The organism is Streptomyces sp. BBFR102, from assembly GCF_051397025.1.
GTDB lineage: Bacteria > Actinomycetota > Actinomycetes > Streptomycetales > Streptomycetaceae > Streptomyces.
On the sequence record NZ_CP195757.1, the window covers coordinates 1193642 to 1219547 of the forward strand.

At 72.2% G+C, this 25906-nt stretch carries 23 protein-coding genes and 1 riboswitch; of the genes, 6 read left to right on the forward strand and 17 right to left on the reverse strand.

Going from position 1 to position 25906, the window contains the following annotated elements; all coding sequences use genetic code 11:
* Nucleotides 1-30: 30 nt before the first annotated feature.
* Nucleotides 31-1173 carry a glycosyltransferase family 4 protein gene (locus ACSLIC_RS05450; RefSeq protein ID WP_436736540.1) on the reverse strand — a complete coding sequence of 381 codons (1143 nt, stop codon included), beginning with the start codon at nt 1171-1173 and terminating at the stop codon, nt 31-33.
* A 118-nt stretch (nt 1174-1291) separates the two neighbouring features.
* On the opposite strand from ACSLIC_RS05450, the gene ACSLIC_RS05455 reads away from it, so the two are divergent.
* On the forward strand, nt 1292-2593 hold the full coding sequence (locus ACSLIC_RS05455) for a glycosyltransferase 87 family protein (RefSeq protein WP_436736541.1): 1302 nt from the start codon (nt 1292-1294) through the stop codon (nt 2591-2593).
* Here the strand turns inward: ACSLIC_RS05455 and ACSLIC_RS05460 are convergent.
* The 5 genes from ACSLIC_RS05460 to ACSLIC_RS05480 all read right to left on the reverse strand — a co-directional run bounded on the left by ACSLIC_RS05460 (nt 2535) and on the right by ACSLIC_RS05480 (nt 8100).
* On the reverse strand, nt 2535-3734 hold the full coding sequence (locus ACSLIC_RS05460; RefSeq protein WP_436736542.1) for a hypothetical protein: 1200 nt from the start codon (nt 3732-3734) through the stop codon (nt 2535-2537). The two genes, ACSLIC_RS05455 and ACSLIC_RS05460, sit on opposite strands and share 59 nt — an antisense overlap.
* A gap of 39 nt (nt 3735-3773) precedes the next feature.
* Nucleotides 3774-4799 carry an NlpC/P60 family protein gene (locus ACSLIC_RS05465; RefSeq protein WP_436736543.1) on the reverse strand — a complete coding sequence of 342 codons (1026 nt, stop codon included), beginning with the start codon at nt 4797-4799 and terminating at the stop codon, nt 3774-3776.
* Between the two features lie 294 nt (nt 4800-5093).
* Nucleotides 5094-6122: an NlpC/P60 family protein gene (locus tag ACSLIC_RS05470; protein ID WP_436736544.1), complete on the reverse strand. Its 1029-nt coding sequence runs from the start codon at nt 6120-6122 to the stop codon at nt 5094-5096.
* 324 nt (nt 6123-6446) lie between these two features.
* A complete protein-coding gene (locus ACSLIC_RS05475) occupies nt 6447-7826 on the reverse strand; it encodes an NYN domain-containing protein (protein WP_436736545.1) in 1380 nt (459 codons plus the stop codon).
* A 34-nt stretch (nt 7827-7860) separates the two neighbouring features.
* The gene (locus ACSLIC_RS05480) at nt 7861-8100 is read right to left on the reverse strand and encodes a hypothetical protein (protein WP_436736546.1); all 240 of its coding nucleotides are present in this window, start codon (nt 8098-8100) and stop codon (nt 7861-7863) included.
* Between the two features lie 224 nt (nt 8101-8324).
* Here ACSLIC_RS05480 and ACSLIC_RS05485 point away from each other — a divergent pair, with 224 nt between their 5' ends.
* Entirely contained in the window at nt 8325-9050 is a 726-nt protein-coding gene (locus ACSLIC_RS05485) for a rhomboid family intramembrane serine protease (protein WP_436736547.1), read from the forward strand.
* A complete protein-coding gene (locus ACSLIC_RS05490) occupies nt 9047-9328 on the forward strand; it encodes an Lrp/AsnC family transcriptional regulator (protein WP_436736548.1) in 282 nt (93 codons plus the stop codon). Before ACSLIC_RS05485 ends, ACSLIC_RS05490 begins: the two co-directional genes overlap by 4 nt.
* 614 nt (nt 9329-9942) lie before the next feature.
* Here the strand turns inward: ACSLIC_RS05490 and ACSLIC_RS05495 are convergent.
* The 6 genes from ACSLIC_RS05495 to ctaE all read right to left on the reverse strand — a co-directional run bounded on the left by ACSLIC_RS05495 (nt 9943) and on the right by ctaE (nt 17239).
* Nucleotides 9943-11298, reverse strand: a complete 1356-nt coding sequence (locus tag ACSLIC_RS05495) for an aminotransferase class V-fold PLP-dependent enzyme (RefSeq protein WP_436736549.1) — start codon at nt 11296-11298, stop codon at nt 9943-9945.
* Nucleotides 11299-11618: 320 nt separating this feature from the next.
* A riboswitch (SAM riboswitch) is annotated at nt 11619-11735 on the reverse strand.
* A 116-nt stretch (nt 11736-11851) separates the two neighbouring features.
* Nucleotides 11852-12916, reverse strand: a complete 1065-nt coding sequence (trpD, locus tag ACSLIC_RS05500) for an anthranilate phosphoribosyltransferase (protein ID WP_436736550.1) — start codon at nt 12914-12916, stop codon at nt 11852-11854.
* A gap of 131 nt (nt 12917-13047) precedes the next feature.
* Nucleotides 13048-14688 (reverse strand): cytochrome bc1 complex cytochrome b subunit, encoded by a 1641-nt coding sequence (gene qcrB / locus ACSLIC_RS05505; protein WP_436736551.1) that lies wholly within the window; start codon nt 14686-14688, stop codon nt 13048-13050.
* Entirely contained in the window at nt 14685-15737 is a 1053-nt protein-coding gene (gene qcrA, locus ACSLIC_RS05510; protein ID WP_436736552.1) for a cytochrome bc1 complex Rieske iron-sulfur subunit, read from the reverse strand. The genes qcrB and qcrA overlap by 4 nt, the downstream gene beginning before the upstream one ends.
* Nucleotides 15734-16543, reverse strand: coding sequence for a cytochrome bc1 complex diheme cytochrome c subunit (gene qcrC / locus ACSLIC_RS05515; protein WP_436736553.1), 810 nt, complete (start codon nt 16541-16543; stop codon nt 15734-15736). Before qcrC ends, qcrA begins: the two co-directional genes overlap by 4 nt.
* A 75-nt stretch (nt 16544-16618) precedes the next feature.
* Entirely contained in the window at nt 16619-17239 is a 621-nt protein-coding gene (gene ctaE / locus ACSLIC_RS05520; RefSeq protein WP_436736554.1) for an aa3-type cytochrome oxidase subunit III, read from the reverse strand.
* Nucleotides 17240-17536: 297 nt separating this feature from the next.
* Between ctaE and ACSLIC_RS05525 the strand changes: the two genes are divergently transcribed.
* Nucleotides 17537-17938 carry a hypothetical protein gene (locus ACSLIC_RS05525; RefSeq protein ID WP_436736555.1) on the forward strand — a complete coding sequence of 134 codons (402 nt, stop codon included), beginning with the start codon at nt 17537-17539 and terminating at the stop codon, nt 17936-17938.
* Nucleotides 17939-18060: 122 nt separating this feature from the next.
* Here the strand turns inward: ACSLIC_RS05525 and ACSLIC_RS05530 are convergent, their stop codons facing one another.
* The 4 genes from ACSLIC_RS05530 to ctaC form a co-directional block, all read right to left on the reverse strand.
* Nucleotides 18061-19323 carry an Ig-like domain-containing protein gene (locus tag ACSLIC_RS05530; protein WP_436736556.1) on the reverse strand — a complete coding sequence of 421 codons (1263 nt, stop codon included), beginning with the start codon at nt 19321-19323 and terminating at the stop codon, nt 18061-18063.
* Nucleotides 19324-19463: 140 nt separating this feature from the next.
* Nucleotides 19464-19862, reverse strand: a complete 399-nt coding sequence (locus tag ACSLIC_RS05535; RefSeq protein WP_436736557.1) for a cytochrome c oxidase subunit 4 — start codon at nt 19860-19862, stop codon at nt 19464-19466.
* Nucleotides 19859-21595 (reverse strand): aa3-type cytochrome oxidase subunit I, encoded by a 1737-nt coding sequence (gene ctaD, locus ACSLIC_RS05540; protein WP_436736558.1) that lies wholly within the window; start codon nt 21593-21595, stop codon nt 19859-19861. Before ctaD ends, ACSLIC_RS05535 begins: the two co-directional genes overlap by 4 nt.
* Entirely contained in the window at nt 21592-22557 is a 966-nt protein-coding gene (ctaC, locus tag ACSLIC_RS05545; protein ID WP_436736559.1) for an aa3-type cytochrome oxidase subunit II, read from the reverse strand. Before ctaC ends, ctaD begins: the two co-directional genes overlap by 4 nt.
* Before the next feature lie 481 nt (nt 22558-23038).
* On the opposite strand from ctaC, the gene ACSLIC_RS05550 reads away from it, so the two are divergent.
* Nucleotides 23039-24415, forward strand: a complete 1377-nt coding sequence (locus tag ACSLIC_RS05550; protein WP_436736560.1) for a cysteine desulfurase/sulfurtransferase TusA family protein — start codon at nt 23039-23041, stop codon at nt 24413-24415.
* A gap of 43 nt (nt 24416-24458) precedes the next feature.
* Here the strand turns inward: ACSLIC_RS05550 and ACSLIC_RS05555 are convergent, their stop codons facing one another.
* Nucleotides 24459-25433, reverse strand: coding sequence for a carbohydrate kinase family protein (locus ACSLIC_RS05555; protein WP_436736561.1), 975 nt, complete (start codon nt 25431-25433; stop codon nt 24459-24461).
* 174 nt (nt 25434-25607) lie between these two features.
* On the opposite strand from ACSLIC_RS05555, the gene ACSLIC_RS05560 reads away from it, so the two are divergent.
* The gene (locus ACSLIC_RS05560) at nt 25608-25817 is read left to right on the forward strand and encodes a hypothetical protein (protein WP_436736562.1); all 210 of its coding nucleotides are present in this window, start codon (nt 25608-25610) and stop codon (nt 25815-25817) included.
* Nucleotides 25818-25906: the final 89 nt, after the last annotated feature.

Here is a 25906-nt window from a genome sequence, read left to right on the forward strand (position 1 = left end):
GGCACTCGGCGCGTTCGCGGGGCCGTGGGCTCAGAGCAGTGCGCGGAGCCGTTCGGCGAGGAGGTCCCAGCGCCAGGTGGACTCGACCCAGGCGCGGCCGCGTTCGCCCATGGCGGCACGGAGCGCGGGGTCGGCGAGGAGGGTGGTGAGCCGGTCGGCGACGTCCTCGGGGCGGGTGCCGCGCACCACCCAGCCGGTCTCTCCGTCGAGGACGGCGTCGGGGGCGCCGCCGGAGTCCCCGGCGACGACGGGCAGGCCCGTGGCGGACGCCTCCAGGTAGACGATGCCGAGCCCTTCGACGTCCAGACCGCCGCGCCGGGTGCGGCAGGGCATGGCGAAGACGTCGCCCGCGCCGTAGTGGGCCGGCAGTTCGGACCAGGGGACGGGGCCGGTGAAGCGGACGGAGCGGGCGACGCCGGTGGTCTCGGCGAGGCCGCGCAGCTCCTTCTCGTACGGGCCGCCGCCGACGATCAGCAGGACCGCGTCGGGCTCGGCGGCGAGCACCCGGGGCATCGCCTTGATCAGCGTGTCCTGGCCCTTGCGGGGGACCAGGCGGGAGACGCAGACGACGACGGGCCGGTCGGTGAGGCCGAGGCGGGCGCGGACGGCGTCGCCGCCGCTGTCGGGGTGGAAGGTCTTCTCGTCCACGCCCGGCGGCAAGTGCGTCATACGCGCGCCGGCCTGGGCGGTGAGCGCCCGGGCGATCCGCGAGCGGGTGTACTCGCCGAGGTAGGTGATCGTGTCCGTGGACTGGCCGATGCTTCGCAACAGGCTTCGCGCACCCGGCAGTTGAGCCCACCCCGCCTCGTGGCCGTGGGTGGTGGCGACCAGCCGCGCGGCGCCGGCGCGGCGCAGCGCGGGCGCCATCAGCCCGAGCGGGGCTGCGGCGCCGAACCACACGGAGGTGCAGCCGTGTTCGCGCAGCAGCCCGGTGGCGCGCCGGGTGGCGGCCGGGGTGGGCAGCAGCATCGTGGTCCGGTCGCGGACGACAGGGAAGGGCTGTTCGGCGTCGAAGGCGGCGGTGGCCTCGGCACCCTCGCGTCCGTGCTTCCAGGTGGAGGCGTAGACGACGATCCGCTCCGGGTCCAGGCGCAGCGCCATGTTGTGCAGGAACGCCTGGATGCCGCCGGGGCGCGGGGGGAAGTCGTTGGTCACGATCAGGGTCTTGTGCATCGCGCCCGACAGTACCGAACCGGTCCGGGCGCGGTGCCACGGCCGGGTCCGTTGGTGGGCCGGGGCGCCCGGCGGGCATCATGGCGGGTCCCGGACGGCGACGAGGGGACGACAGGGCATGACGGCCACGACGACGGACGCCATCGCGACGGGGGGCGGCGCTCCCCCGGAGCGGCCCTCGGGAACGGCGCGGGGGGCGCTGGCCCCGGTGGCGGCCTGGGCGGCGACCCGGGCGGTGCTGCTGCTCTGCGTGTTCCAGGTCTGGACGGTGCCCGGCCCTGACGTCACCGTCGACGTGTCGGTCATCTACCAGAACTGGTACGGCGTGCTGTCCACCGGCGTCTTCCCGGCCGACGACGTGACCTGGCAGTACCCGCCGGCGGCCGCGCTGGCGATCCTCTCCCCCGCCCTGCTGCCGTTCCTCCCGTACGCCCACGCCTTCTTCGTCCTGGCGCTGCTGGCCGACGCGGCGGTCCTGGCGCTGCTGCTCGGCGCTTCGCGGGGCCCGGAGCGCTCCCGGCGCGGGGTGTGGGTCTGGGTGGCCGGAGTGGTCCTCCTCGGCCCGACGGCATATGCCCGCTACGACCTGATGGTGGCGGCGGTCGCGGTGGCGGCACTGCTGGCCGGCGTGGGCCGGCCCCGGCTGATGGGCGCGCTGGCGGCCTTCGGCGCGCTGCTGAAGGTGTGGCCGGCGCTGCTGCTGATCGGGGTGGCGCGGGGTGCGGTCCGGCGGGTGTGGGGGGCGGCGGCGGTGACCGGCGCGGTGGTGCTGGCGGCGTTCGCGATCGCGATGCCGAACGCCCTCGCGTTCCTGACGGCCCAGCGTGACCGGGGCACCGAGGTGGAGTCGCTGGGGGCGCTGGTCTTCCACGTGGCGCGGTACTTCGGCTGGCAGGGCGAGGTCCGGCTGCACTACGGCTCGCTGGAGTTCCTCGGACCAGGGGTGGCCGGGGTGAGCCTGGCGGCGCAGCTGCTGTCGGTGCTGGCGCTGGGGTGGCTGGTGTACTGGCGGCTGCGGGCGCGGGTGTTCACACCGGGGACGGCGGCGGACGCGGCGTTCACGGCGGTGCTGCTCTTCACCACGACGAGCCGGGTGATCAGCCCGCAGTACCTGCTGTGGCTGGTGGCGCTGGCGGCGGTCTGCCTGCTCTTCGCGGGGAGCTGGATGACGCGGCCGGCCGTGTTGGTGGTGGCCGCGTCGGCGGTGACGGTGCTGGAGTTCCCGGTCTTCTTCGGCGACGTGGTGGGAAGTACGCCGCTGGGGGTGGGCCTGATGCTGGTGCGCAACGGCCTCCTGGTGGCGGCCTGCCTGCTGGCGTGCCGGGCGCTGTGGCGCCGTACGGTGCCCGGCCCGGCCGGTGTCACACCGCCGGGGCCCGCCCCAGCCGCTCCCGGAGGTACGTCCGCCAGGCAGCGGTGAACTCCTCCCGGGTGGTGCCCAGCACCTCGCGGAAGGCGGTTTCCTCGGTGCGGGTCCCAACGGCCCGGTAGAAGGCACGCAGCCGGTCGTCGCCCCAGCGGTCGGCGAGCAGTCGGCAGGCGAGCCAGCCGCCCTCGTAGGCGCGGTCCAGGCCGCCGGTGTCCCCCTCGAAGGTGAAAGCCGCGTCGTCCGGGAGGGCCCGCGGCACCTCGCCCCTGGCCACCGCGGCGGCCAGGGCGGGCGCGGCGGCGGCCAGGGGCCGCGGGGCGGCGCGGTGCGCGGCCCGGTCGGCGAAGCCCTCGGAGAGCCAGAGCGGGGTGGCGGGACCGGTCGCGGCCCGGGTGGCGACGTGCACGGCCTCGTGGGTGAGGACGAACTGCCGTCCACGGCCGTCCAGTTCACCGTACGCCTCCGGGTTGACGACGATCCGGTCGGCGGGAGTGCGGGGTGCGGGTGAGCCGGTGGTGACGGCGGCGACGCCCCGGTAGGTGTCAGGTCCCCCGCCGAGCAGCGCGGCGGTCCCGGCGAGCGAGCCGGGGACCAGGACGACGACCCGGCGCGGCCAGTCACCGCCCCAGGCGCCGTCGGCGGCGGGCACGGCCCGCTCGGCGAGCCGGGCGAACTGCCCGGCCTCCTCGGCGCTCCCGGTGCCGAGGACCAGCCCCCAGCTCCCCCGCCGGGCGTGGACGGTGCCCTGGTCCCAGAGGAGCCCGGCGGCGCCGGGCGCGGCCCGCTCGGCGCGGACCCGCCAGCGGCCCTCGCGCCGGACCAGGTCGAGCAGCCGGCGGGCGGTGGCGGGCGCCGGGTCCTCGCCGCGCAGGCGGTGGCGCAGGGTGGCCTCGACAGTGGCGGCGGCGGAGTCCGCCCGGACCCCGGTGACCTGGTACGCCCAGTCGGCGAGCGGGACTTCGGCGAGCCGCGCCCAGAGGCTGCCGGGGCCGGTGCCCGAGGTGCTGGTGGCGGTCCAGGCGCCGGGGTCGCGCTCACGCAGGGCGGCGGCGCGCCGGCCGAGCAGGGCGGCGGCCTCCTCCCGGCCGAGCGGGGCCGGGCCGGGCGCCGGGGCGCACCCCGCCGCCAGCAGCGCGGCGAGTCCCAGTCGGGCCGCCTGGCGCCGCCCGAGGGCACCGTCGGCTTCCGTCACGGTCGCCGATCGTACGGGGCCGGGGCGGGCGGCCTGCGGTCAGACCCGGGTGACGGAGGCGATCGGCATCATGCCGACCGGTTCGTAGCGGACCGAGGCGCCCGGGTAGGGGGCGTGGATGACCTGGCCGTTGCCGACGTACATGCCGACGTGGCTGGCGTCGGCGCGGTAGGTGACGAGGTCGCCGGGGCGGGCCTGGGAGAGCGGCACCTGCCGTCCGGCGTACCGCTGGGCCTGCGAGGTGCGCGGCAGCCCGACGCCCGCCTGGGCGTACGCCCACTGCATGAGGCCGGAGCAGTCGAAGCCGGCGGGGCCGTTGGCGCCCCAGACGTAGGGCTTGCCGAGGGCGCGCTGGACGGCGGCCACGGCCGTGGCGGCGCGGCCGGAGACGGCGACGGTGCCCAGGTCGGGCCGGTCCGAGCGGGAGGCGCGCCGGTCGTGGGCGGCGCGCTCACTCGCGGGCAGGGCGTCGAGCAGGGCGCGGGCCCGGGCCAGTTTGGCTTCGACGGTCCGCTTGTGGCGGGCGGTGGCGGCGCGGTTGCGGGTGAGTTCGGCGAGGGTGGCGGCGGCCTCGGCGCGCTCCTGGGTGAGCAGGCGCTGGGCCCGGGTGAGGCGGGTGAGCTCTCCGGCCCTGCGCAGGCTGATCCGGTCCAGGGCGGCGGCCTTCTCCAGGTACTGCTCGGGGGCGGAGGAGAAGAGCAGTTCCAGCGCCGGGTCGACGCCGCCGCTGCGGTACTGGGCTCCGGCGAGCGCGCCGAGGGCGCCGCGCATGGTGTTGACCCGCTCCTGGCCGCGCGCCACCCGGTCCTGGCCGCGCCGGAGTTCGGCCCGCAGGGCGCCGGTGCGCTCGTCGGCCTTGTTGTACGCCTCGGTGGCCCGCTCCGCCTCGGTGAGCAGCCGCTCGACGGAGGCCCGGGTGGGGGCCGGCTCGGGCTGGGCCTGGGCCGGAGCGGCGCCGCCGAGCGTCGCGGCGGCGGTGGCCGCCGCGGCGGACAGCGCGGTGGCGGCGACGCCTCTGGCGTGGCGTGCGGTGTGCGACGTACCGGTGTGTCGGTGGGACCCCACTGGAAGCCGTTCTCCCCTCCGCTGAAGTCTCCCCCGGCCTTGGCGGGGAAGTGCGCGGCAGACAGTAGCGGGGCGATCACCCGCGCTCCAACGACCTCGGGTGGGGCAGATCGGGGCGTTGTGCCACATCCGCAGGTCACCGGCGGACGGCGGGTCGACACGGACCACGGGGATTCCCCCGTTCGGGCGGTGTCCGCCGGGGGTGGCGCGGGGAGGGCCGCGCGGGTGCGAACGGCCGCGAGCCGGAGGGGCCATGGCCCCTCCGGCTCGCGTGGTGTGCGTGGTGTCGGCGCGTCAGATGCGGACGCCGAACATGTACGGCATGTTGTTGATCGACTCGTAGCGCACATTGGCCCCGGGCTTCGGCGCGTGCAGCACCTGGCCGTTGCCCGCGTAGAAGCCGACGTGGTGCAGGTCGCTGTAGAAGATGACCAGGTCGCCCGGCTTGAGGGCGCTCTGCGAGGCGATCCGGGTACCTGCGTTGGCCTGGGCCTGCGACATGCGCGGGATGGTGTAGCCGGCCTGGGCGAAGGCCCAGGAGGTGAGGCCGGAGCAGTCGAAGGAGTTGGGGCCGGTGGCACCCCACACGTACGGCGTGCCGATCTTGGACTTGGCGGCGGCCAGCGCGGCGGCGCCGCGGTTCGAGGCGGGGACGGCGTCCCCCAGCTCGACGCGGTCGCCGGCGGAGCGGCTGGCGCGCTCGTCCTCCTGCCGCAGCTCGGTGCGCTCGGCGGCGGTGAGGCTGTTGAGGAGCTTCTGCGCGTCCGCGAGCTTCCCCTGGACCTGCTTCTTCTTGTCGCCGAGTTCCTTGCGGGTGTCGCTGAGGTCCTGGAGCTTGGCCTGGGCCTCCTGGCGCTGCTGCGCGAGGTCGCGCTGCTTGGCCTGGATCTTCTTGACGCCCTCGGCCTGCTTGCTGCTGAGCTGGTCGAGCGCGGACGCCTTGTCGAGGTAGTCGTCCGGGTCGGCGGAGAGGAAGAGCTGGAGCGAGGGGTCGATGCCGCCGGTGCGGTACTGGGCGCTGGCGGCCGAACCGAGCGCCTGGCGCAGCTCGTTCAGCTCCTCCTGGCCCCGGGCGACCTTGTCCTGGAGGTTGCCTATCTGGCCCTCCAGCTTGTCCTGCTTCTCCTTGGCTCCGTTGTACTTCTCGGAGGCGGCCTCGGCCTCCTCGTACAACGTGTCGACCTTCGCCTTGACTTCGGCCTTGGACGGCTTCGGGTCGGCGTGTGCGGTCTGGGAGGTGAGTGCCACGGCAGCGGCGGCGGTCGCGGTGAGCACGGTCACACGGGTGCGGCTCGGCTGCTTGGGTCGACGGTGGGACGCCACGGAGGCGAGCTCCTTCTTCCTTCAGCCGCCTACCGACGAACCCGGCGGGCGGGTACCTCCGCTGTCACCCCGGGTGGGTGAACAACCGATCGAAGGTTCGGGCCGACCTTAGTGACCTCCTCGTGATCAGTTCAAATCCTGCGGGGAAAAATCTCGGCCGCATCGCGGCTTCTTTGCGAAGAACCCACGGTCAGTCATGGGAGGTTGACAGGGCGTCGCGTGAAGGACCTGTCAAAGACGGTCATCTACGCCCGGCTGCCACTTAGCCGACTTACGGGATACCGGTGGGAGCCGGCGGTACGCGTCACCCACGCCCGCCCGCCGTCAGCCGCGCGAGAGCCGCTTGAGGAGGACCACGGAGGCGACCGGGCGGGCCCCCGCCGCGGCGATCCCGTCGGCCACCTCGCGGTCGGTGGAGACCACGGTCACCGGACGCCCCTCCGGCTCGGCGCGCACCAGCTGGCGGATCAGCTCGTCGGCGGTCACCCCCGGCTTGCTGAACAGCACCCGCACCCCGCGCGGCGGCGCCAGCAGCACCGGGGCGGCCAGTTCGGCGCCGTCGAAGACGCAGGTGACCTCGGCACCGGTCTGCGCGGCGAGCGCGGCCAGCCCGCCGAGCAGCCGCAGCCGCTGCTTCTCCAGCGGCATCGTGGGATAGCCGGTCTTGGTGACGTTGTAGCCGTCGACCACCAGATGGGCCTGAGGCAGCGCCAGCAACTGGTCGAGAACGGCCGGATCGTGCTCGGACAGGGCGCGGGCCGCGATGTCCTTCGGCGTCATCCGGCCCGGCTCCACCGCGTCCACGGTGTCGGCGGGATGGATACCGGCCGGCGGCAGCGCCAGTTCCCTGCGCAGCCCCCGTGAGGCTTCCAGCACGGTGTCCAGGAGGAGCCGGACCCGCATGTCCTCGATGCTGCGCCCCTCGCGGGCCGCCTTGCGGCTGGCCTCCAGGGCGGCCTCGGACTCGGCGAGCCGGGCCTTGAGGCGGCGGTTCTCGCTGTCGGCGGCGGAGAGCTGGGCCGCGGTCTCGGTCCGCACCTCCTCGGTGCGGGCCTCGGCTTTGCGGACGGCCGCCTCGCCGCGCTTGACGTCGCTGTGGGCGCTGCGCAGCTTGCGGTGGAGCGCGTCGCCCTGCTTGCGCAGCTGGTCGAGTTCGGTGCGCAGCCGCTCGGTCTCGGCGCGGATCTGGGCGCGGGCCGCGTCGCGCTCCTCGCGGAGCCGGGCCACCTCGGCGCGGGCGCGCTCGCCGCCGCGTTCGGCGTCGGCGCGCTGGGCCTCCTCGCCCCCGGCGGTGACCAGCTTGACCCAGCCGGGCGGGCGCAGCACGTAGGCGGCGGCGGCCACGTCGAGCGGGTCGGCGGCGTGCGGGGCGGTGCCGGCCTCCAGGGCTGCCGCCAGTTCGGCCTGGCTCTCCCGCAGTCGCTCGCCGACGCGCTGGCGGAAGAGCGGTTCGTGCTCCAGGGCGGCGGCCAGCGCGTTCCCGGCGAACTTGATACGGCGGTTGGGCGTGAAACGGGCGTACTGCCGCAGCGGCGCGGGCAGTTCGCCCGGGGTGAGGGAGCCGAACCCCTCGGAGGCGAGGGCGATGACCCGGTGGCGTACGGGCTCCGGCAAGGGGCCGTCCAGGCCCTCGTCCGCCGCCTCGCCGCCTTCGGGGCCGTCCGCTCCCGAGGCGGAGTCGGCGGGCCGCGCACCGTCCGTCATCGTGTCACCCCATCACCGTGCGGGTGCCGCCCCCTCAGGAGCCGGCGCCCGGCCTGTCCACCAGTTCGACCTGATCCACCGCGTTGCACCAGCGGCAGCGGACCGAGTCGATCGTCTCACTGACGACCTCGGTCTCCTCGACGTTCGGCACACCGGCCAGGTCGAGGTGGACGTACTCGACGACCCTGGAGGAGCGGGTCACGTCGAAGCGCGTGAGGTTGCCGCAGAGCGTGCAGCGCCAGCGGGTCTCGGTGGTGGGCTGGGGAACCGTCATCGTGGCTGTCCTTGATGTCACTCGGTGTCGCTACTGCTTGTGCCGCGACCACGCTGTCGCCTGCGCTGGTGTCTCGCCACCACGTGGCGCCACCGCGACCGGGTCGCGGTACGTCCGTGCCGCCTGACGCGGCAACCCTACGGCCTGCCGGGCCGCCCGTGGGCCGCTCCCGGCACCGGCGAGGCGGTATGCGCGGTTTGCGGCGGTTACGCCATGATCTGAACATGATCGTGACACGGTTCGCCCCGCTGCGGCGGCTGGCGGGGCGCGGCCACCCCGTCACGTACGGGCTGATCGCTCTCTGCGCGGTGGTCTTCCTGCTCGGGCCGGTCTCCGGATTCACCGCCGCGTACGGCACGGGCGAGCGGCTGCTCGCGGCGCAGTACGCCTACTACGACCGGTGGGGCGTGATCCCCGCCGCGTTGTTCCGGGGACGGGCCGCGGAGGCGGTGACCCCGCTGACCGCGCTCTTCGTGCACGGGGGCTGGCTCCACCTGCTCGGCAACCTGCTCTTCCTGCACGTCTTCGGCGGCATGCTGGAGGAGCGGATGGGCTCGGTCCGCTTCCTGCTCTTCTATCTGGGCTGCGGCTACCTGGCCCTGCTCGGCTACGCGGCCGCCTTCGCCGACTCCGCCCAGCCGTTGGTGGGGGCCTCCGGGGCGATCTCGGCGGTGCTCGGCGCCTTCCTCCACGTCCTGCCCAAGGCGCGGGTGACCACGCTGCTGCCCTTCCTCCTCTTCCTTCCGGTGCGGGTGCCGGCCTGGGTGGTGCTGCCCTTCTGGGCGGGGCTCCAGTGGATCGCGGCCCGGGACGGCGGCGAGGGCCCGGGCGTGGCCTACCTGGCGCACCTCATCGGATTCGCGCTGGGGTTCCTGTATGCGTGGACCCGTTCGGGGTCGCTTAGAGTGAGAACTCCAGCGACGGCCACCGAGGGAGACAGCAAACCGTGATCACCGCGATCGTGCTCATCAGGACCAGCGTGGACCGCATCCCCGAGATCGCCGAGGCCATCGCGGCGCTGGAGAACGTCAGCGAGGTGTTCTCGGTGACCGGCACCTACGACCTGATCGCCATGGTGCGCGTGCCGCGCCACGACGACCTGGCCGACGTGATCCCCGGCCGGATCAGCAAGATCGAGGGCGTCGAGGGCACCGACACCCACGTGGCCTTCCGCACCTACTCCCAGCACGACCTCGAAGCCGCGTTCGCCATCGGCCTCGACAGCTGACCCCGGCGCCCGGGTGGCGGCGAAGAGGGAGAAGCCCTCATCCGGTCCCCGTCACCGCCACCGGTCGCCCCGGCAGGCCGCGGGCATGGCCTCCTCCCACCGGGTGCGGCCCCCACCACCGCCATCGCGCCGCCGCCGGCGACCACGGCTGCCAGCTTCACGTCACTGACCGCCCCGACCCGTCCGGGCGGGGATGGGCAGTGGTTCTCCCTCGCCGGGGACTCGGACACGCCGAAGGGCGGCATCCCGCCCCTCCGCCTCCGAGTCCCCGGCGACGACGGCCGCGCCCTCTGAGCGCCCGGCCCTCCGGCCGCCCCTCCCCCATCGGCTCGGACGGCGACGCCTACGAGGGCGCCCGAACGCCGACGACCGCGACCGCGACGGCCGCCGACTCCGTCCCGCCCGGCGCCGGCCGGGACGCCGGGTGGGGGCCTCGGCCACGTGCGGGGCGCGGGCGTGGACGCCTGAGGCTCCGTCCTGCCCGCGCCGGTGGGGCCGGCGGAGGCGCTGGGCCGCGGCGCGGAGTTCCTCGACCGACGCCACCGGGCGGGCGCCTGGGGTGGTGCCGCTCCTGCTAGGCCTGTCCGGTGGCTGACCGGTCGTGCCGCCGCCCTTCAGACGGCCGGGACCCGACGTCCGCCGACGGTGCGGTGGTCGAGGCGGGCACCAGTGGTGACCAGCTCGCGGACGGCGCCGAGGAACCGCTCCACGTGCTCCTCGGGCGTTCCCGCGCCGAAGCTGACCCGGACCGCGCCGAGCGCATGCCCGTCGGCCTCCTCGGGGGCGCCGCACTCGCCCGGCTCGGTCCGGCCCGCCTCCAGCAGCGTGCGCACCAGCGGGTGGGCGCAGAAGAGGCCGTCACGGACGCCGATGCCGTACTCGGCGGAGAGGGCGGCGGCCAGGTGCGAGCCGTGCCGGCCCTCGGCGGTGAAGGAGACCACGCCGACCCGGTCCGCGCCGTCGCCGAAGAGGTTCAGGACGCGGATGCCGGGCAGTTCGGCGAGGCCGGTGAGCAGCCGCTCCAGGAGCACCTCCTCGCGGGCGGCTAGCCGGTCCAGGCCGGCTTCGGTGAGCGCGGTGCAGGCGGCTGCGACGGCGTAGGCGCCGATGACGTTGGGCGAGCCGGCCTCGTGCCGGGCGGCCCCGGTGTGCCAGGCGACGTCCACGCCGCCGTCCTCGGCACGGGTGACGGCGCGGCTGGCACCGCCCCCGGCGAGGTACGGCTCGGCTGCGCGCAGCCAGTCGGCTCGGCCGGCCAGTACGCCGGAGCCGAACGGCGCGTACAGCTTGTGGCCGGAGAAGGCGACCCAGTCGACGTCCAGCTCGGCCAGGGAGACGGGCCGGTGCGGGGCGAGTTGGGCGGCGTCCAGGACGACGCGGGCGCCGTGCGCGTGGGCGGCGGCGGCCAGTTCACGGACCGGCCAGATCTCCCCCGTGACGTTGGAGGCGCCGGTGACGCAGACCAGCGCCGGAGCGTACGGGTCGCGGGCGGCGAGGGCGCGTTCCAGGGTGCGGACGGCCTCGTCGTGGCTGCGGGGCGCGTCGAGGACGGTGAGCCGGGCGGAGCGCCAGGGCAGCAGCGCGGCGTGGTGCTCGGTCTCGAAGACGAAGACCTCGCAGCCCCCGGGGAGGGCGCCGGCCAGCAGGTTGAGGGAGTCGGTGGTGGAGCGGGTGAAGAGGAGTTCGTCGTCGGGGCGGCAGCCGAGGAAGGCGGCGACCGTGGCCCGGCTCCTCTCGTAGAGGTCGGTGGAGAGCTGGGAGAGGTGCCCGGCACCCCGGTGGACGCTGCCGTAGTACGGGGCGTAGGCGGCCACGTCGTCCCAGACCCGCTGGAGGGCGGGGGCGCTGGCGGCGTAGTCGAGGGCGGCGTAGTTCCGCTCCCCGCCGGTGGCGAGGGGCACGGTCACGTCGGCACCCAGAACGGGCAACGGGTCGCAAATCGTCGGTTCGGTGGCGGCGTCGGCGGCCATGGGGGCTCCCGGAGCGGTGGCGGCGGGGCGCGGGTGGCGCCCGGCGGCGAGGACGGACGGAGAAGGTGCGGGGTGGGGGCAACCGCGGCCCGGGCCCGGGGAGTCCCCGGACGTACGCGTCGTTCCGCGCCCCGCCTCACGGCACCGGGCTCACCCGGGTGCACAGGGGCCACACCGGAAGCCGAACCGGTACGGCCGCAGGCGGAAGGAGAAGGGGGACGCTGTCGGGCGGCGGAGGCCCTAACGCATTCGCTTGCTCACGAGAGTCGCTCCCTCGAAGGACCAGGACCCCTGGGCACTCGCCCCGACGGGGCGCGAGGGGTCCGCGCTTGCCGCGGACGGTCTGACCGCGGCCTGGTCTTCACCCGGGGCACCCCGCCACGGACGGAGGGTTGCCGGACAGCGGGCCGGGGCCGTAGTCGCTGTCACTCATGACCTGCGGGCATCCTGCCACACCGGGCGGAACGCGCGAGGCGCGGTCCGTCATACGGACCGCGCCTCGTCGGTGCGGATTCCCAACGGCCGCACACGGGCCTCGTGTTGGGGGCGGAGGTCACCGGTGGGAGGCCGCCACCCAGCGTTCCAGGGCCGCCTGGGCGCGGCCGGAGTCCAGGGATTCGGCGGCCAGCCGCATCCCGTCGGCGATGCGCTCGGCCAACGGCGCGGCCGTGGGGTGCAGCGCCGCGAGGGCGGCGGCGGAGTTGAGCAGGACCGCGTCGCGGACGGGCCCGGTCTCGCCCGCCAGGAGCCGGCGCGCCACATCGGCGTTGTACGAGGCGTCGGCGCCGCGCAGCGCCTCCACCGGCACCAGTTCGATGCCGACGTCACGCGGGTCGAAGGTCTCCTCGCGCACCTCGCCGCCGCCGACCAGCCAGACCCGGGAGGTGGCGGTGGTCGTCAGCTCGTCGAGCCCGTCGTCCCCCCGGAAGACCAGCGCCGAGGAACCGCGTTCGGCGAGGACGCCGGCGATGATCGGCGCCATCCGGGCGTCGGCGACCCCGGTGGCCTGGGCGCGGACCCGGGCCGGGTTGGTGAGCGGGCCCAGGAAGTTGAAGACGGTGCGGATGCCCAGCTCCTTGCGGGCCGGGGCGACGTGCCGCAGCGCCGGGTGGAAGCGGACCGCGAAGCAGAAGGTGATCCCGGCCTCCTCCGCGACCTCGGCGACCCGGCCGGGCGTCAGCTCCAGATTGACGCCGAGCTTCTCCAGGACGTCGGAGGCCCCCGAGTCCGAGGAGGCGGCACGGTTGCCGTGCTTGACGACCTTCGCGCCCGTGCCCGCGATCACGATGGCGGACATGGTGGAGATGTTGACCGTACGGGCGCCGTCGCCACCGGTGCCGACGATGTCGACGCTGTCGCCGGGCACCTCGATGGTGCGGGCGTGCGCGTACATCGCGCGGACCAGGCCACCGATCTCCTGGACCGTCTCCCCTTTGGCCCGCAGGGCGACCGCGAAGCCGGCGATCTGGGCGTCGGTGGCTTCGCCCCGCATGATGCGGTCCATCGCCCAGGCGGTGGCGTCGGCGCTCTGGTCGCGTCCGTCCAGCAGGCCGTTGAGCACCTCCGGCCAGGAACGGACCGCCGTGGTGTCGCCTCCAGCGGGTTGCGCAGCGCTCATGGTCGCTCCTGGTTCGTCTCGAACTGCGGGATGGTGCACACCCTAACGAAGCCCGGCAACGGCCTGGGGCCCCGTCCAGCGAATGGACGGGGCCCCGGCGTGGCGATCAGTCGGTCAGGGTGGTGCGGAGATCAGTGGTGGCCGTGGCCTTCCTGGATCTCCTTGTACTCCTCGGCCGTCGGCTTGGGGATCTGGGTCCCCTGGCCGAAGTACGCCTTGGAGAGCTTGGCCCGGAGCTTCTCGACGCCCTTGACCTTGCGCTCCACGCCGTTCTCGTCGACCGTCGGGCCGATCTCGGCCGGCTTGTACTGCTCGTGCTGGGTGAGGGTGTGCAGCTGCTCCTGGCTGAGCGGCTCGTGGATCTCGATGAACTCACCGTGCGGCAGCCGCTTGATGATGCCGGACTCGCGTCCGTGCAGCACCTTCTCGGCGTCCCGCCGCTGGAGACCCAGGCAGATCCGCTTGGTCACGATGAAGGCGACGACCGGTCCGACGAAGAAACCGATCCGGACGAACCAGGAGATCGCGTTGATCGACAGGTGGAAGTGAGTGGCCCAGATGTCGTTTCCACCACCCACCAGCCCGATCATGTACGCCGTGATCCAGGCGACACCGAGCCCGGTACGGGTCGGGGCGTTGCGCGGGCGGTCCAGCAGGTGGTGCTCGCGCTTGTCACCGGTGATCCAGGACTCGATGAACGGGTAGACCGCGATCACACCCAGCACCAGGCCGAAGGCCACCAGCGGGATGAAGACGCCCAGGACCAGGGTGTGGCCCAGGAAGTTGATCTCCCAGCCTGGCATCACGCGGACCAGGCCCTCGGCGAAGCCCATGTACCAGTCCGGCTGGGCGCCGGTACCCACCATGTCCGGCCGGTAGGGGCCGATCGTCCAGATCGGGTTGATCGTCGCGATGGCCGCGACCGCCGCGATGACACCGAAGACGAGGAAGAAGAAGCCTCCCGCCTTCGCCATGTAGACCGGCATGAGCGGCATGCCCACGACGTTCTTGTTGGTCCGGCCGGGGCCGGGGAACTGCGTGTGCTTGTGGTAGAAGACCAGGATCAGGTGGGCCACCACGAGGCCGAGCATGATGCCCGGCAGCAGCAGGATGTGGATCGAGTAGAACCTGGCCACGAAGTCCGTGCCGGGGAACTCGCCACCGAACAGGAACATCGAGATGTAGGTACCCACGATCGGCACCGACAGGATCGCGCCCTGGGTGAACCGCACACCGGTGCCCGACAGCAGGTCGTCCGGGAGCGAGTAACCGGTGAAACCGGTGAACATGCCGAGGACGAACAGCAGGAAGCCGAACAGCCAGTTGATCTCACGCGGCTTGCGGAAGGCGCCCGTGAAGAAGACGCGCATCATGTGCACGAACATGCCGGCGAGGAAGAGCAGCGCGGCCCAGTGGTGGATCTGCCGGATGAGCAGACCACCGCGGACCTCGAAGCTGATGTCGAGCGTCGAGGCGTACGCCTCGGACATCAGCACGCCCTGCATCGGCGCGTAGACGCCGTGGTACTCCACCTCGTTCATCGACGGGTGGAAGAACAGCGTCAGGTACACACCCGTGAGGATGATGATGATGAAGCTGTAGAGGCAGATCTCGCCGAGCATGAAGGACCAGTGGTCCGGGAAGACCTTGCGCAGGTTGGCCTTGGCGAGGGAGTAGATCCCCAGCCGGCCGTCTGCCCAGTCCGCCACCCGCTCGCCCGCGGGGGCCTTGCCCCGCTGCTCATTGGCAGGCGCTGTGGTCGTGTTACTCATCCGCGCTCCCAGAAGGCAGGACCGACGGGCTCATCGAAGTCGCCGAGGGCTTCAAGGTAGCCCTCGTCGTTCAGGCCGATGCGCAGCTGCGGCAGGGCGTGTCCGGCGGGGCCGAAGATGACCCGGGCACCGTCGGAGAGGTCGAAGGTGGACTGGTGGCAGGGGCAGAGCGCGTGGTGCGTCTGCTGCTCGTAGAGGCTGACGGGGCAGCCGACGTGCGTGCAGATCTTGGAGAAGGCCACGATGCCCTCGTGCGACCAGTCGAGCTCGCGCTTGTCCTTGATGTCCTCCGGCTGGAGCCGGACGATCATCAGGGCCGCCTTGGCGATCTCGTTCATGAAGCCGTGGTCGTGCTCCTCCAGGCCCTCGGGCTTGGCGAAGGTCAGCGAGCCGACCGCGATGTCCTCCGGCCGCAGCGGCTCACCCGTGTTCATGTTGACCAGGGCCTTGCCCTTGCCCCACAGGGTGTGGCGCAGCTTGTCCTCGGGGAGCGGACCGAGGTCGCGCAGGAGGACGATGCCGGAGAGCGGCACCATGGCCAGCGCGCCGAACATGGTGTTGCGGATGAGCTTGCGACGGCCCAGCACCGATTCCTCGGCGCCCTGCTTGAAGTCGGCCAGGACCTTGGCCTTGACTTCGGGCTCGGCCTGGATCGGGTGCCGCTCGTCGGCGACCTCCACGTCCGACATCAGGGTGCGCGCCCAGTGGACGGCGCCCGCGCCGATGAAGAACAGCGCCACGGCGAGGGTCAGGCCCAGCGAGAAGTTGAGGGCGCTGACCCTGCCGATGGGCCAGACGTGGATGATCTTCTCGACCGGGAAGATCACGAAGCACGCGATGAACCCGATGGTGGCGAGCATCGACACCGTGAAGAACAGGGCCACGGTGCGTTCGGACCGCTTGGCGGCCCGCTCGTCCAGGTCCTGCTGCCGGGCCTCGTGAGGGGGCAGGCCGGGGTCGGTGAACGGGTCGTCCGCCACGGCCACCGCGCCGTGCGCGGGGTCCTGCTTCGTCGGCAGGTTCTCTTCGGAATTCTCTTGGCTGCTCATGACTTCTTGGCCTTTGCGGTCCGGGCGGCGACCCAGACGGCCACGGCGATCATGCCGCCGAGGCCGAAGATCCACGCGAAGAGTCCTTCGGAGACCGGGCCGATCCCGCCCAGCTGCAGACCACCGGGGTTGTCGGACTCATTGCTGTTGACCGTCTGGAGGTACGCGATGACGTCCTTCTTCTCCTGCTCGGGCAGGACCGTGTCGGGGAAGGACGGCATGTTCTGCGGGCCGGTCTGCATGGCCTCGTAGATGTGCTTGGGGGCCACGTCCTCCAGGTCGGGCGCGTACTTGCCGTTGGTGAGCGCACCGCCCTTGCCGACGAAGTTGTGGCACTGCGCGCAGTTGTTGCGGAACAGCGTGCCGCCGTTGGCGATGTCGGCGCCCTCGGGGCTGTACTGCTTGGCGGTCGGCGTCGTGGGGCCGGCACCGAGCGAGGCGATGTAGGCCGCCATCTGGTCGATCTCGGCCTGGGTGTAGATCGCCGTCTTGCGCGGCGCCTGGGCGCCGGGCTGCTGGAGCGGCATGCGGCCGGTGCCGACCTGGAAGTCGACCGAGGCCGATCCCACGCCGACCAGGCTCGGACCGTCAGAGCTGCCCTGACCGCCGGTGCCGTGGCAGCTGGAGCAGCCGACGGCGTAGAGCTTCTTGCCCTCCTCGATGGCGAGGGACTGGGCGGTTTCTTCGGCCTGCGCCTTGTCCGCGGGTGCGAACGCGGTGTACAGCCCCCCGGTGGCCGCCAGCGCGAGGAGTAGGACGACGAACGCCGCCAGCGGATGGCGTCGTCGTACGGAGAGCTTTTTCACGGATTACCCCGGTGTCAGGATCTTCTGCGTCGATGCTTCTGGGCAGTGGGACTTCGTACGAAGTACGAGACCTAATTACTTGATCATGTAGATCGTGGCGAAGAGGCCGATCCAGACGACATCGACGAAGTGCCAGTAGTAGGACACGACGATGGCGGACGTGGCCTGTTCGTGAGTGAACCTCCTGGCCGCGTAGGTGCGGCCAAGGACGGCAAGGAAGGCGATCAGGCCGCCCAGCACATGCAGTCCGTGGAATCCGGTGGTCAGGTAGAACGCGGAGCCGTAGGCGTCCGAGGAGATGGTGAGCCCCTCGTGCTTGACCAGCTCCGTGTATTCGAGGACCTGTCCTCCGATGAAGATCGCGCCCATGATGAAGGTCACGATGAACCACATCCGGAGCTTCTTCACGTCCCCCCGCTCGGCGGCGAAGACGCCGAGCTGGCAGGTCACTGAGGAGAGCACCAGGATGGAGGTGTTCCCGAGCGCGAACGGGAAGGTCAGGCTTTCCGCCTTGGCTCCCCAGAACTCGGGACCGGTCACCGATCGCAGGGTGAAGTACATCGCGAAGAGGGCCGCGAAGAACATCAGCTCGGAACTCAGCCAGATGATGGTGCCCACACTGGTGAGGTTCGGCCGATTGACCGTCGGGTGCGCGTGCCCTGTTTCTACTGTCGTTGCTGTCGCCACGACCGACATTATGTCGGTCCCTTATCTCGCCCTCACTCCGGGGGGTGCCGTTCGGAGTGTCAGCCCCTCCTGTCCAGCTCGAACGGCCCATCGCCGGGCCTGTCGAACCGGTGTTGACGAGGTGTCGGACGGAGTAGCATCCGCGCATCGGCCCCGCCCGCCGGGAGGCCCCCGGGAGGCCCCCGCGCGGCCTGGGGCGGGCCGGTGCCGCACGGCCTCCGGCACGGCCGCTCCCGCCCCGCGGGGCGGGAGCACCGGGGGTGGCAAGACCGCAGGGCCCGAAGACACCGACGTCACGGAGGAACCATGCAGGCGACCGCCACGGTGCTGGTCTACAGCGACAATTCCGCCACCCGCGAGCAGGTCCGGCTGGCGGCGGGCCGCAGGCCGGCGGCGGACGTCCCCCCGGTGCGGTTCGTGGAGTGCGCGACCCTCCCGGCCGTTCTCAGGGAACTGGAGCACGGCGGCATCGACGCCTGCGTGCTGGACGGCGAGACCGCCCCCGCGGGGGGCATGGGCGTGTGCAGGCAGCTCAAGGACGAGATCTTCCAGTGCCCGCCGGTGCTGCTGCTGATGGGCCGCCCGCAGGACGCCTGGCTGGCCACCTGGAGCCGCGCCGACGCCGCGGTGACGCTACCGGTGGAGCCGGTGGAGTTCGCCGGGGCACTGGCCGCCCTGCTGCGGACGCGCCGGCCCGTCACGGCCTGAGTCCCGGCGCGGGGCCACTCGTACGAGTGATCTTCCTCGCTTCCGGGGCAGTGCGACCGCCGCGAGGGGCGGCCCGGAAAGATCCGGGCCGCCCCTCGCGGCGTGTCGGGCGCGTCATGGGCTCAGATCCGGGGACTGAGGCGGTCGGCGGGCCCAGGGGCCTTGCCGGACGGCGCCTGGGGCGCGTTGGCGCTGCCGGCCTTCCAGTCGGCCCAGTCGACGTTCCAGTCGCCGAAGCCGTTGCCGAACGGATCCATGTCCTCGCCGACGCTGTTGACCACGTGGACCAGGTCCCCCTCGCGCACCGTCTCGAAGAACCAGGCGGCGTTGCGGGTGCTCATGCCGACGCAGCCGTGGCTGACGTTGGCCGAGCCGTGCGAGCCGGTCGACCAGGGTGCGGCGTGCACGTACTCGCCGCTCCAGGTGACCCGGGTCGCGTAGTACACCGGCAGGTCGTACGACTCGGAGCTGCCCTCGGCGATGCCGACCGTGCTGCCGCGCATCCGGACGAAGTACTCCTTGCCGAGCACCACCTTGACGCCGTTGCGGGTGGCGAAGCCGGGCTTGCCGGCGGTGACCGGGACCGTGGTGAGCTCCTCGCCGTCCTTGAACACCGTCATGGCGTGCCGCGAGGCGTCGACGACGGCCTCTATCTTGCTGCCCGTGCGGATCGTCAGGGGCTTGCCCGCGGCTCCGCGGACCGTGTCGGTGACCCGGACGCCTCCCAGCTCGCTGCGGGCCGTGACGGTGGCGTTGGCGGGCCAGTACTCCTTGGGCCGGTAGTGCAGCGTCCTGCTGTCCACCCAGTACCAGCCGCCGGTCTCCACCGCGGGCTTCGAGGTGACCTTCAGGGAGTTCTCCACGACCGCGCGGGCCTCGCGGTCCTCGACGGGGGCGCTGAGTTCGGCGACGATCGGCTGTCCGACGCCGTAGGTGCCCTTCTCGGGGCCGAAGCTGACCTTGAGGCGCTTGTCCTTGCCCTGGCCCTGGGCGGCGGTGTCGAAGGTCATCGTGCGCCGTCCCGGGCCCCCGTCGCCGTTCTCCGTGGAGGCGGTGACGGTGTAGCGGGCTCCGGCGGCGAGCGGGCCCGTGGAGCGCCAGCGGGTGCCGTCGGCGGAGAGTTCGCCGGCGACCCGGCGCCCGGAGGCGTCGGCGGCGACGACGTCGGTCAGCCGCCCCCGGCCCGTGGCGGTGACCTCCAGGGGCTTGTCCGGGTCGGCCTTGGTGCGCCCGCCGGCGCTGATGGCGACGTCCTGGGCCGCGTCGTACGGCGCGGCCGCCAGCGGGTGGGTCTCGGAGCTCCCGCATGCCGTGGCCCCGGCCCCGAGGGCGACCACCAGCACGGTGCAGCTCACGACCGTACGGATTCGCGGAGTGTGGCTCATGTCCACACCGTAGGAACGGATGCGGGACGCGGCCCGGCGGGTTGGGCCGTTCGGGTGCGGGAACGCCGTCAGGCCCGACCCCTCCGCGAAGGAGGGACCGGGCCTGACGGGCCGCCGGGGCGGCGGAGTTCAGCGAGGTGTCACTGGTTCTGGTTCTCGCCGCGGTAGTACTCGTAGATCCATCCCCAGAGGCCGATGAGCAGCATCGGGAAGGCGAAGAACATCAGCCACCAGTCGAAGACGACGCCCAGGAACATGAGGGAACCGCCGATGCCCAGCGAGAGCGGCTGCCAGCTGTGCGGGCTGAAGAAGCCCACCTCACCGGCCTCGTCCGCGACCTCTCCCTCCTTGTCGTCCTGGGCCATCGCGTCGACCCGCCGGGCGGTGAACGCCAGGTAGAAGCCGATCATGATGGAGAGGCCGAAGGCGAGGAAGAGCGCCGTCGTACCGACCGGCTCCCGCGACCAGAGGCCGTACACCACTGCAACGAGCAGCAGGAAGGCGCTCAGCCAGATGAACATCTTGCCCTGGATCTTCACTTGCCTGCCTCCTTGGTGCCCGCGACGGCCTTGGGCTGCGGGTCGTGGTCCTCAAGGTGGTCCATGGCGGCGATCTCAGGGTGGTGCAGGTCGAACGCCGGGGATTCCGAGCGGATACGCGGCAGCGTGAGGAAGTTGTGCCGCGGCGGCGGGCAGGAGGTCGCCCACTCCAGCGAGCGGCCGTAGCCCCACGGGTCGTCGACCTCGACCTTCTTGCCGTACTTGGCGGTCTTCCAGATGTTGTAGAAGAACGGCAGGAGCGACAGGCCGAGCAGGAACGAGGCGATGGTGGAGACCGTGTTCAGCGCGGTGAACCCGTCCGCCGCCAGGTAGTCCGGGTAGCGACGCGGCATGCCCTCGGCGCCCAGCCAGTGCTGGACCAGGAAGGTGCCGTGGAAGCCGACGAACAGCGTCCAGAAGGTGATCTTGCCGAGCCGCTCGTCCAGCATCTTGCCGGTGAACTTCGGCCACCAGAAGTGGAATCCGGCGAACATCGCGAAGACCACGGTGCCGAAGACGACGTAGTGGAAGTGCGCGACGACGAAGTACGAGTCCGAGACGTGGAAGTCCAGCGGCGGGGAGGCCAGGATGACGCCGGTCAGGCCACCGAAGAGGAAGGTGACCAGGAAGCCGACCGACCACAGCATCGGGTTCTCGAAGGACAGGGAGCCCTTCCACATGGTGCCGAGCCAGTTGAAGAACTTCACACCGGTCGGGACCGCGATCAGGAAGGTCATGAACGAGAAGAACGGCAGCAGCACACCGCCGGTGACGTACATGTGGTGCGCCCACACCGTCACGGACAGACCCGCGATGGCGATGGTCGCGCCGACCAGGCCCATGTAACCGAAGATCGGCTTCCGCGAGAACACCGGGATGATCTCGGAGACGATGCCGAAGAACGGCAGGGCGATGATGTAGACCTCTGGGTGTCCGAAGAACCAGAAGAGGTGCTGCCAGAGCAGTGCTCCGCCGTTCTCCGGACTGAAGATCTGCGCCCCGAACTTGCGGTCCGCCTCCAGGGCGAACAGCGCGGCGGCCAGGACGGGGAAGGCCAGCAGCACCAGGACACCGGTGAGCAGGACGTTCCAGGTGAAGATCGGCATGCGGAACATCGTCATGCCGGGCGCGCGCATGCAGATGACCGTGGTGATGAAGTTGACCGAGCCGAGGATCGTGCCGAAGCCCGAGAGGGCCAGACCCATGATCCACATGTCGGCGCCGACACCCGGCGAGCGGACGGCGTCCGACAGCGGGGAGTAAGCGAACCAGCCGAAGTCTGCCGCACCCTGCGGGGTGAGGAAGCCGGCCACCGCGATCAGCGAGCCGAAGAGGTAGAGCCAGTAGGCGAACATGTTCAGCCGCGGGAACGCCACGTCGGGCGCACCGATCTGGAGCGGCATGATCCAGTTCGCGAAACCGTTGAAGAGCGGCGTCGCGAACATCAGCAGCATGATCGTGCCGTGCATCGTGAACGCCTGGTTGAACTGCTCGTTCGAGATGATCTGCGTGCCGGGCCTGGCCAGCTCGGCACGCATCACCAGGGCCATCAGGCCACCGATGCAGAAGAAGACGAACGAGGTGACCAGGTACAGCGTGCCGATCGTCTTGTGGTCGGTGGTGGTCAGCCACTTCACGACGACATTGCCCGGCTGCTTGCGGCGAACCGGCAGCTCGTTCTCGTACGAGTCGTCAGCTGCGGCGTCACCCTGGGGTTCGTTGAGGATGCTCACAGTTGGCTCTTCTCCGCGTTCCTGGCCGGGTCCGTCTGCTCGATGCCCGCCGGGACGTACCCGGTCTGGCCCTTCTCCCGGAGCTCCTCAAGATGCTTCTGGTAGCGCTCGGGGGAAACGATCTTGACGTTCAGGAGCATGCGGGAGTGATCCACGCCGCAGAGCTCGGCGCACTTGCCCATGTAGGTGCCCTCCTTCTCGGGGGTCACCTCGAAAGCGTTGGTGTGGCCGGGGATGACGTCCTGCTTCATCAGGAACGGCACCACCCAGAACGAGTGGATGACGTCCCGCGAGGTCAGCACGAAGCGGACCTTCTCGCCCTTGGGGAGCCAGAGGGTCGGACCCGGGTTGCCGTTCTGCGGGTTGCGCTCACCGGGAGTACCGACGGCGTGGACGCCCTCGGCTCCCTCGGGGAACGCCTTCTTGAAGCGGTCCGGAATGGCCGCCAGGTCAGGGTTGGTCCGCGCGTCGCCGGTGGCGGTCTCGCCATCCACGTCCTCGATGTAGTTGAAGGCCCAGCTCCACTGGAAACCGACCACGTTGATGGTGTGGGCCGGCTTCTCGGAGAGCGAGAGGAGCTTCGACTCATCGCGGGCGGTGAAGAAGAAGAACACCGAGACGATGAGGACGGGAACCACGGTGTACAGCGCCTCAAGCGGCATGTTGTACCGGGTCTGCGGGGGAACCTCGACCTTGGTGCGCGTCCGCCGGTAGGCGAAGCAGGCCCAGAGGATCAACGCCCACACGAGGACACCCGTGACGAGCGCCGCCGCCCAGGAGCCCTGCCAGAGGGAGAGGATGATCGGTGCCTCTTCGGTCACCGGGGTGGGCATACCAAGACGGGGGAAGTCCTCGTATGTGCAACCGGTGGCGGTTGCAAGGATCAGGCCCGCAGTCAGCACCTGCGGCAGCTTCCGCCGCATCGGGCGCCGCGACGAGCGGTCGGAGCCGTTGGGACTCACGTAGCGCCTTCCCGAGAGTCTCGCCCGCGCTGTCGGGTGCGGCCTCCACGCTGGTCGGTCGCCGGCCCTGCGGCGGGCAGGGGATTGGATGTTTATGCGGACCAAACCCTACTGGACTCAATTTGGGGCCGCGCGGGGAGGGTACCCAACGCGCCGTGCCGCACCCCGAAGGGATGGAATCCCGGCGTAATCCCGGCGTCCATCCCCGTTCTGACACCCCTTCCGTCCGCCCTCGCCGCGCACACTCCGCTCCCCCGGCCCCTCTCTCGCCCCCCGCCCTTCGCTCCTCCCCCACTCCTCGTGCGGGCGCGCGCGAGGGCACGCCGCCCCACCGGAGCCCCGCCGCGTCCGGCCCATTTCGCCCGAACGAGGGGACCGGGACCGCCCCACCGCGACCCCCACGCGGCGGCCACGTGAAGAACGGCCGAGCCACGCCCCCTCCCCGGGGCGCAGGCCCCGTCCCCAGGGTTAGCGTGACGCCGTGCCCTACTTCGACGCGGCGTCGGCCGCCCCCCTGCATCCGACGGCCCGCCAGGCCCTCCTGGCCTCCCTCGACGAGGGCTGGGCCGACCCGTCCCGCCTCTACCGGGAGGGCCGCCGTGCCCGTCTCCTGCTGGACGCCGCCCGGGAGAGCGCGGCCGAATCGGTGGGCTGCCGCCCGGACGAGCTGGTCTTCACCCCCTCGGGGACCCAGGCCGTCCACACCGGCATCGCCGGCGCCCTCGCGGGCCGCCGCCGGGTCGGTCGCCACCTGGTCGTCTCCGAGGTCGAGCACTCCTCGGTGCTGCACGCGGCCGAGTCCTTCGAGGCGACGGGCGGTGAGGTCGACCGGGTCGGCGTGGAGAGCACCGGCCGCGTCCCGGCCCCGGCGTTCGCCGCCGCCCTGCGCGCCGACACCGCCCTGGCCTGCCTCCAGTCGGCCAACCACGAGGTGGGCACCGTCCAGCCGGTGGAGGAGGTGGCCGAGGCGTGCCGGGCGGCCACGGTCCCGCTGCTGGTGGACGCCGCGCAGTCACTCCCCTGGGGGCCGGTCCCGGGCCCGTGGTCCCTGCTGGCCGGCAGCGCCCACAAGTGGGGCGGCCCGCCCGGGGTGGGGCTGCTGGCGGTGCGCAAGGGGGTGCGGTTCGCGCCGCAGGGCCCGGTGGACGAGCGGGAGTCTGGCCGCGCGCCCGGTTTCGGGAACCTCCCGGCGGTGGTCGCGGCGGCGGCCTCGCTCAGGGCGGTGCGCGCCGAGGCGGAGGCCGAGGGGGTGCGGCTGCGGGAGCTGGTGGACCGGATCAGGCTGCGGCTGCCGGAGCTGGTGGAGGAGATGGAGGTGGTCGGCGACCCGGTGCACCGGCTGCCGCACCTGGTCACCTTCTCCTGCCTCTACGTCGACGGCGAGGCCCTCCTGCACGAGCTGGACCGGGCAGGCTTCGCCGTCTCCTCGGGCTCGTCGTGCACCTCCTCGACGCTGGCGCCGAGCCATGTGCTGCGGGCGATGGGCGTACTGAGCGAGGGCAACGTCCGGGTGTCGCTGCCGCACGGGACCCCCGCCACCGACGTGGACCACTTCCTCACGGTGCTCCCGGAGGCGGTCCGCACGGTCCGGGCCCGACTGGGCGCGCCCGGCGCCGAACCGGCCGCCGTCGAGGAGGCCCTGGTGGTGGACGCGCTGGGACGCCGCTGCCCGGTTCCGGTGATCGAGCTGGCCAAGGTGATCGACCGGGTCCCGGTGGGCGGCACCGTGACCGTGCTGAGCGACGACGGGGCGGCCCGGCTCGACATCCCCGCCTGGTGCAGGATGCGCGAGCAGGAGTACGTCGGCGAGGAGCCGTCCGTCCGGGGCACCGCCTACCGGGTGCGGCGGCTGGTCTGAGCAGGGGCCGGGCGGCCAGGACCAGCCGCCCGGCCCGGGCCGCTCAGGCCAGGTGAACCTGGACCTCGGCGGCGGCGGCGTGGCCGTACGCCTTGGTGAAGCGGTCCATGAAGGGGACCCGGCCCAGGGTGTACTCCTGGGTGCCGACGGTCTCGATGACCAGGGTGGCGAGCATGCAGCCGACCTGGGCGGCGCGCTCCAGCGAGACGCCCCAGGACAGGCCCGACAGGAAGCCGGCGCGGAAGGCGTCGCCGACACCGGTCGGGTCGGCCTTGGCGTCCTCCTCGGGCACGCCGACCTCGATCGGGTCGTCGCCGACGCGCTCGATGCGTACGCCGCGCGAGCCGAGGGTGGTGACGCGGTGGCCGACGCGGCCGAGGATCTCCTCGTCGCTCCAGCCGGTCTTCGACTCGATGAGCCCCTTCTCGTACTCGTTGGAGAAGAGGTAGGTGGCGCCGTCGAGGAGGGTGCGGATCTCCTCGCCGTCCATCCGCGCGATCTGCTGGGAGAAGTCGGCGGCGAACGGGATGCCCCGGCTGCGGCACTCCTCGGTGTGGCGGAGCATCGCCTCGGGGTCGTCGGCGCCGATGAGGACGAGGTCGAGGCCGCCGACCCGCTCGGCGACGGCCTGGAGCTCGATGAGGCGGGCCTCGCTCATGGCGCCGGTGTAGAAGGAGCCGATCTGGTTGTGGTCGGCGTCGGTGGTGCAGACGAAGCGCGCGGTGTGCAGCACCTCGGAGATGCGGACCGAGCCGGTGTCGACGCCGTGCCGGTCGAGCCAGGCCCGGTACTCGTCGAAGTCGGAACCCGCCGCGCCGACAAGGACCGGCGCGGTGCCGAGCTGGCCCATGCCGAAGCAGATGTTGGCCGCGACCCCGCCGCGCCGGACGTCGAGCTGGTCGACGAGGAAGGAGAGCGAGACCGTGTGGAGCTGGTCGGCGACGAGCTGGTCGGCGAAGCGGCCGGGGAAGGTCATCAGGTGGTCGGTGGCGATGGAGCCGGTGACAGCGATACGCACGGCGGGTCTGCTCCCTGCGAGGAGTGGGGGCGGCGGGCGCCCGGGCGGGTGACTCGGAGATCGGTCGACTCACGCTATCCGCTGCCCCCTGCCGGGCCCAAGGCGGCGCGAATCGACGAAACTACCCGATAGTAGGGCTTTCCCCATCAGGGAAGACGTGCCTACGGTGCGAACATGTCGAACCAGAGCGTCAAGGACGCCGGCCCCCTCGAGCTGGACCACGGTTTCGAAGTGCTGCGCGGCGACTGCGCCCGCATGTCCAAGGACTGGCCCGCCCCGCACGGCGAGCCCCGCGGCACGGTCCCCCTCGCCACGATCCACGGCGTACGCGTGGCCCCCGCCTCGGTGCGCCTGATCGACGGCATGTCGGAGTACGGCGACTAGGCGGCCTGCCCGGCGGGCGCCTCCCGCGTCCCTCTTCCGGCCCCACCGGAACCGACTCCCTCTCCGCTCCGTCACACCGGCGTCCCCAT